A 5,259-nucleotide genomic window follows, 5' to 3' on the forward strand; every position below is an offset into this window, starting at 1 on the left:
CGTGACAATATTGGGTTCGGCCGGCCGGGAGCCAGCAAGGCCGAAATCGAGACGGCGGCGAAGGATGCACTTGCCGATGAATTCATCCTCAAGCTCGAGAACGGGTATGACAGCCAGGTCGGTGAGCGCGGCGTGACGCTGTCAGGCGGCCAGCGCCAGCGGGTTGCGATCGCCCGCGCCATCCTGCGCGACGCCCCGATCCTGCTGCTCGACGAGGCCACCTCCGCCCTCGACGCCGAAAGCGAGACGCTGGTGCAGACGGCGCTGGAACGGCTGATGCAGGGCCGCACCACGATCGTCATCGCCCACCGCCTGGCAACGGTGCTGAAGGCCGACAGGATCCTGGTCATGGATGGCGGCTCGATCGTCGAGGAAGGCACGCATCAAAGCCTTGTCGCCAAGGGCGGCATCTATGCGCGGCTGGCCAAGCTGCAGTTCGAAACCGGAGCCAGTGCTTTCAGGGGCGCGGCTGAGTAGGCAGAAACATCTGCCGCTGTGCCGGCAGCCGCTATACGGCTCCGTATCGCTGCTTCAGATGGTTCACGAAATAAGTGGCGTTGAGCTTTTCGCCGGTGGCGCGTTCGAGCAGGTCCGGCGTCGACCAGCGTGATCCCTGCGACCAGATTTTTTCGCGGCGCCAGTCGTTGATCGCCTCGAAATTGCCTTTGGCGAGATCCTCGTCGGCGGCAGGATGATCCCGCGTCAGCGCCGCCCATTGCTGCGCCGCCATCATCGCGCCCAGCGTGTAGGATGGGAAATAGCCAAAGGCCGCACCCGGCCAGTGCACGTCCTGCATCGGTCCGTCGGCGGGGTTGTCGATGGTGGAGAGGCCGAGATAGTCACGCATCTTGGCGTCCCAGGCTTCGGGCAGATCAGCCACCTCCAGCCGACCCGCGACGAGTTCCTGCTCCAGTTCGTAGCGCAGGATGACATGCAGGGGATAGGTCACCTCGTCGGCATCGACACGGATCAGGCCGCGCTCGACGCGATGCACATGCGGCAGGATGTCGTCGAGCGACCAGGCTTCGCCGAGATGCTTTTCGACCACCGGCAGCGCCCAGCGCCAGAAGGCCGGGTTGCGGCCGAGCTGCTTCTCGACGAACAGGCTCTGGCTTTCATGCACGGCCATGCCGCGCGCCTTGCCGAGCGGCCAGTGCGACCATGCCTTCGGCAGGTTCTGCTCGTAGAGCGCATGGCCGGTCTCGTGCAGTACGCCCATCAGCGCCGACAGGAAGTCTGTAGTCTTGTAGCGGGTGGTGATGCGCACGTCGCTCGGCACGCCGCCGCAGAAAGGGTGGTGCGACACCGACAGCGACCCGTGTGTCAGGTCGAAGCCGACCGCCGCCATCATGGCAAGGCCGAGCTCGCGCTGCCGGTCGATCGCATAGGTGCCTGAGAGCGGCTTCAGCGGGCGCTTGCGCAGCCGTGCGTCCTGGATAGCCAGCGCCTCCGGCACAAAACCTTTCAGGAAAGCCTTCAGGTCGGCGAACACTGGCGTGATGTCGGCGGTGCGGTTGCCGGGGTCGTACTGCTCCATCAGCGCGTCATAGGGGGCGAGGCCGAGCACATCGGCACGCAGCGCCGCTTCCTCGCGCACCAGCGCCACGACGCCCTCCAGCGCCGGCTGGAAGCCCGCCCAGTCGTTCTTGGCGCGCAGGCCGCGCCACAGCTGCTCGCAACGCATGCGCGCGGTCGTCTGGCGTTCGACGAATTCGACCGGCAGGCAGGTCAGGTTGGCGTATTGGCGCCGCAGTTCCGAGACCGCAGTGCGCTGCTCTTCACCCAATGCTTCCTGTTCGGCCGCAGCGATCCAGTCGGCTATCTCCGGCGCCGTTGCCCTGGTGTGATACATGCCGGCCAGTGCCGACATCGCCTCGGCACGCTTCTCGCCACCGCCGACGGCCATGTGGGTGGCCTCATCGGCGCCGAGAATGGCCAGTGCATGCTCGAGCGCTTCGAGCTTGTGGCAGAGGTCATCGAGTTTCTGAAAGGACATGGCGGCTTCCGTGATTGGGGACGGCGCGAAAAGACACCAACACAAATGCGTTGGCAACCCTCGGATGCCGTCGGGCAAATGCACCTTGCGCAGGCGATGCCGCGCATGGAATGCTGCCGGCGACAACGCAAGGGGGACGAAATGATCGGCAACATCCTGGTTGGGCTGGTGGCCTTGATCCATGCCTACATCGTCTATCTGGAGATGGTGCTGTGGGACACGCCGCGCGGACACAAGGCTTTCAACCTGACCCCGGAATTCGCCAGCGCCTCCAAGGTGCTCGCCGCCAATCAGGGGCTCTACAACGGTTTCCTCGCCGCCGGCTTCATCTGGGGGCTTTACCTCGGGGCGGCCGGTTTCCAGGTCAAGGTGTTTTTCCTGCTGTGCGTGGCTGTTGCCGGCCTCTATGGCGCGGCAACGGTTGGCCGCAAAATCCTGTTTATCCAGACCGCGCCGGCGATTGCCGCGCTGATCGCGGTCTGGCTGGGCTGGTAAAAAGGACGCCCGCGGGATGGCTCCCGAAAGCGTCAGGTGATCCCTTCCTCTTGGACCGTTTCGGGCGCTATGGCCTCAGCCGTTCGGGTAGTTGCCGCCGTCGTCGCCGTCGCCCATCAGGAAACCGCTGCCGGTATCGACCCTCAGGCGCTGGTCGACATTGTCGAGCCGGCGCAGCAGGTCATGATATTGCGCGGCCGGTATCCTGCCGTGATCGGACGCGGCGACTTTCTCTGCCGCCTGACCGATGTGGGCCGTGCGCATTTCCAGGCGTTCCGCCACGGCCGGGGTGATGTTGTTGGCCTGTCTTGCGTCCACGATGCCCTGCCGGACGCCCTGCACCTGTGCGATAAGCGCCTCGACACGCGGGCCAGTCATGTCGGTCGGATCGGCCGCGTCGAGAGCGCCCTTGTGATGGCCCGCGGCATAGGCGCCGGCAAGCGGAACGGCGATGAGGAGCGCCGTGAGTGTAGCAGTTCTAAGCGAGGTCTTGAAAGAGCGCATCACGCGTCTCCTCTTGTAGAGGAAGGCGGCGGTTGTCCGCCTGCCTTCCGGCCTTGGGCCGTCCGGTTCCGTCGCGTCGCGATGAGGGGGTTCATCGCCGGCGGTTCTCGGCCCGGGCGGCAAGTTAGGATCGCCCTGCGACAATGTGTAATTAAAAAAAGATAATCTTTTCAGGCCTTGTCGGCCTCTATCTGCGCTCTAGAGTTGAGCCGACGAACAAGTTCGCGTGATTTTGGATCAACGTTCGGTGAGCTTCAGTTCAATACGGCGGTTCTTATTGCGCGCCTCTTCGGTGTCGGCGGGGTCGAGCGGCTGGAACTCACCGAAACCGGCGGCTACGAGCCGGTTGGCAGGCACGCCGTTTTCGATCAGGAATTTCACCACCGATGTCGAACGCGCCGTCGACAGCTCCCAATTGTCGCGGTAGCGGCCGGCGCCGGAGAGCGGCTTATTGTCAGTGTGGCCGTCGACGCGCAGCACCCAGTTGATCTCGGGCGGGATTTCCTTCTGCAACTCGATGATGGCGTCGGCGAGCTTCTTCATCTCGACCTTGCCGGCATCGTTGATCACCTCGGAGCCGGTCGGGAACAGCACTTCCGACTGGAAGACGAAGCGGTCGCCGACGATACGGATGTTCTCTCGGTCGGCGAGGATTTCGCGCAAGCGGCCGAAGAAGTCGGAGCGGTAGCGGTTCAACTCCTGCACGCGCTGTGCCAGAGCGACGTTGAGGCGTCGGCCGAGGTCGGCGATCTTGGTGTTGGAATCGCGGTCGCGGATTTCGGAGACGTTGAGCGCATCCTCGAGCGCGCCGATCTGCTTGCGCAGTGCCGCGATCTGCTGGTTGAGGATCTCGACCTGGCTCAGCGCCTGCTGGCTGATCTGGCGTTGGTTGTCGAGTTCGCCGCCCAGCGCCGCGGCGCGCTGGTTGGCGGCGTCGCCGGCACCGGCGCCTTGCGCCAGCAACTGTTGGAGCCGGCTCCTTTCCGCTTGCGCGGCTGACAGCGACGCCTGCAGATTGGCCAGTGAATCATCCTTGTCCTGCGCCGTCGAGCGCTCCAGCGCCAGCAACTGGGTCAGCTCGTTGATTTGCGAGTTGAGGCGCGAGAGTGCCGTATCCTTGCCGGAGATTTCGCGTCCCAGCAGGAACTGCGCCAGCACGAAGACCGTGAGCAGGAACATGATGGCCAAAAGCAGCGTCGACAGCGCGTCGACAAAGCCCGGCCAGTAGTCGATGCGGCGATCGGTGCGCCGGCCCCTGGCGAGTGCCACTTCAGTGCACTCCGGGCTTCTTCAGGGCATCGGCGATCTTTTCCAGCGTGTTGCGCATCGCCTTCTGCTCGTCGGACTGGGCTTCGACCCAGTCGCGCATGATCTGCTGTTCCGAGCGCATGTTCTTGACCAGGCCGGAAATGCCGTCGGCGAGATTGGCCATGGCGGTGGCGACGCGCGGGTTGGAGCCGCCGCCATTCTCCTGCATCGAGCGCAGCCTTTCCGACAGCACCCGGATCTCGTCGGAGGATTCGGTCTTGGCTGGGTCGGCGACGACGATGTCCGACGACAGGTCGGTCACCGAGGACAGCCAGTTTTCCAGTTCGGTGTAGAAGCGTGTCTGGGCGCGACCGGCCTGCAGGTCGAGGAAGCCGAGCACCAGCGAGCCGGAGAGGCCGAACAGCGAGGACGAGAAGGCGGTGCCCATGCCGGCCAGCGGCGCCGAAAGCCCCTGCTTCAGGGAATCGAGCACCGCGGCGGCGTCACCGGTGCCGGGATCGAGCGATTCGATGGTCTCGCGGATCGAACCGATGGTGTTCAACAGTCCCCAGAAAGTGCCGAGCAGGCCGAGGAACACCAGCAGGCCGACGAGATAGCGCGAGGTGTCGCGGCTTTCGTCGAGGCGGGTGGCGATGGAATCGAGCATGGTGCGCATCGAACTGGTCGAGAAGGCCGTCGCCGAGGAGCGGCCGATCATCGCCTTCATCGGCGCCAGAAGCACTGGTTCTGTCGTTTCCGAGCCGGCACGGAAGGAGTTGACCCAGCGCACTTCGCGAAACAGTCGCCCGACCTGGGCGAAGGCCAAAAGGATGCCGACCACCAGCACGCCGACGATCAGGCCATTGAGGCCGGGATTGCTGCCAAAAGCGGTTGAGATCTGTCGGGTGAGGATGGCGGCGATGAAGGCGACGATGACCAGGAAGATCACCATGGTCAGCAGAAAGACCTGCGGGCTCGATAATTTATGCGGGTCGTAGATCAGGACATCAGAACGT

6 protein-coding genes are annotated in these 5,259 nt (G+C 64.3%); 2 read left to right on the forward strand and 4 right to left on the reverse strand.

The genetic code is table 11. The features are described 5' to 3' along the window. A partial coding sequence (locus tag EN893_RS17575; protein WP_128361669.1) for an ATP-binding cassette domain-containing protein occupies nucleotides 1-477 on the forward strand: 477 nt, incomplete at its 5' end. Between the two features lie 31 nt (nucleotides 478-508). Here the strand turns inward: EN893_RS17575 and EN893_RS17580 are convergent. Further along, nucleotides 509-1,996 carry a carboxypeptidase M32 gene (locus tag EN893_RS17580; RefSeq protein ID WP_127269093.1) on the reverse strand — a complete coding sequence of 496 codons (1,488 nt, stop codon included), beginning with the start codon at nucleotides 1,994-1,996 and terminating at the stop codon, nucleotides 509-511. Between the two features lie 141 nt (nucleotides 1,997-2,137). Here EN893_RS17580 and EN893_RS17585 point away from each other — a divergent pair, with 141 nt between their 5' ends. Further along, entirely contained in the window at nucleotides 2,138-2,491 is a 354-nt protein-coding gene (locus EN893_RS17585) for a DUF1304 domain-containing protein (protein ID WP_127269092.1), read from the forward strand. A gap of 75 nt (nucleotides 2,492-2,566) precedes the next feature. On the opposite strand, the gene EN893_RS17590 is transcribed toward EN893_RS17585, so the two are convergent. The 3 genes from EN893_RS17590 to EN893_RS17600 form a co-directional block, all read right to left on the reverse strand. Next, on the reverse strand, nucleotides 2,567-2,995 hold the full coding sequence (locus tag EN893_RS17590; protein ID WP_127269091.1) for a hypothetical protein: 429 nt from the start codon (nucleotides 2,993-2,995) through the stop codon (nucleotides 2,567-2,569). Between the two features lie 237 nt (nucleotides 2,996-3,232). Continuing rightward, a complete protein-coding gene (locus EN893_RS17595) occupies nucleotides 3,233-4,264 on the reverse strand; it encodes a peptidoglycan -binding protein (protein ID WP_127272583.1) in 1,032 nt (343 codons plus the stop codon). A 1-nt stretch (nucleotide 4,265) separates the two neighbouring features. Next, the coding region (locus tag EN893_RS17600) for a MotA/TolQ/ExbB proton channel family protein (protein WP_245490854.1) at nucleotides 4,266-5,259 on the reverse strand (994 nt) is incomplete at its 5' end.

It is taken from the genome of Mesorhizobium sp. M7A.F.Ca.CA.004.04.2.1 (assembly GCF_004022825.1).
In the GTDB taxonomy this organism is placed as follows: domain Bacteria; phylum Pseudomonadota; class Alphaproteobacteria; order Rhizobiales; family Rhizobiaceae; genus Mesorhizobium.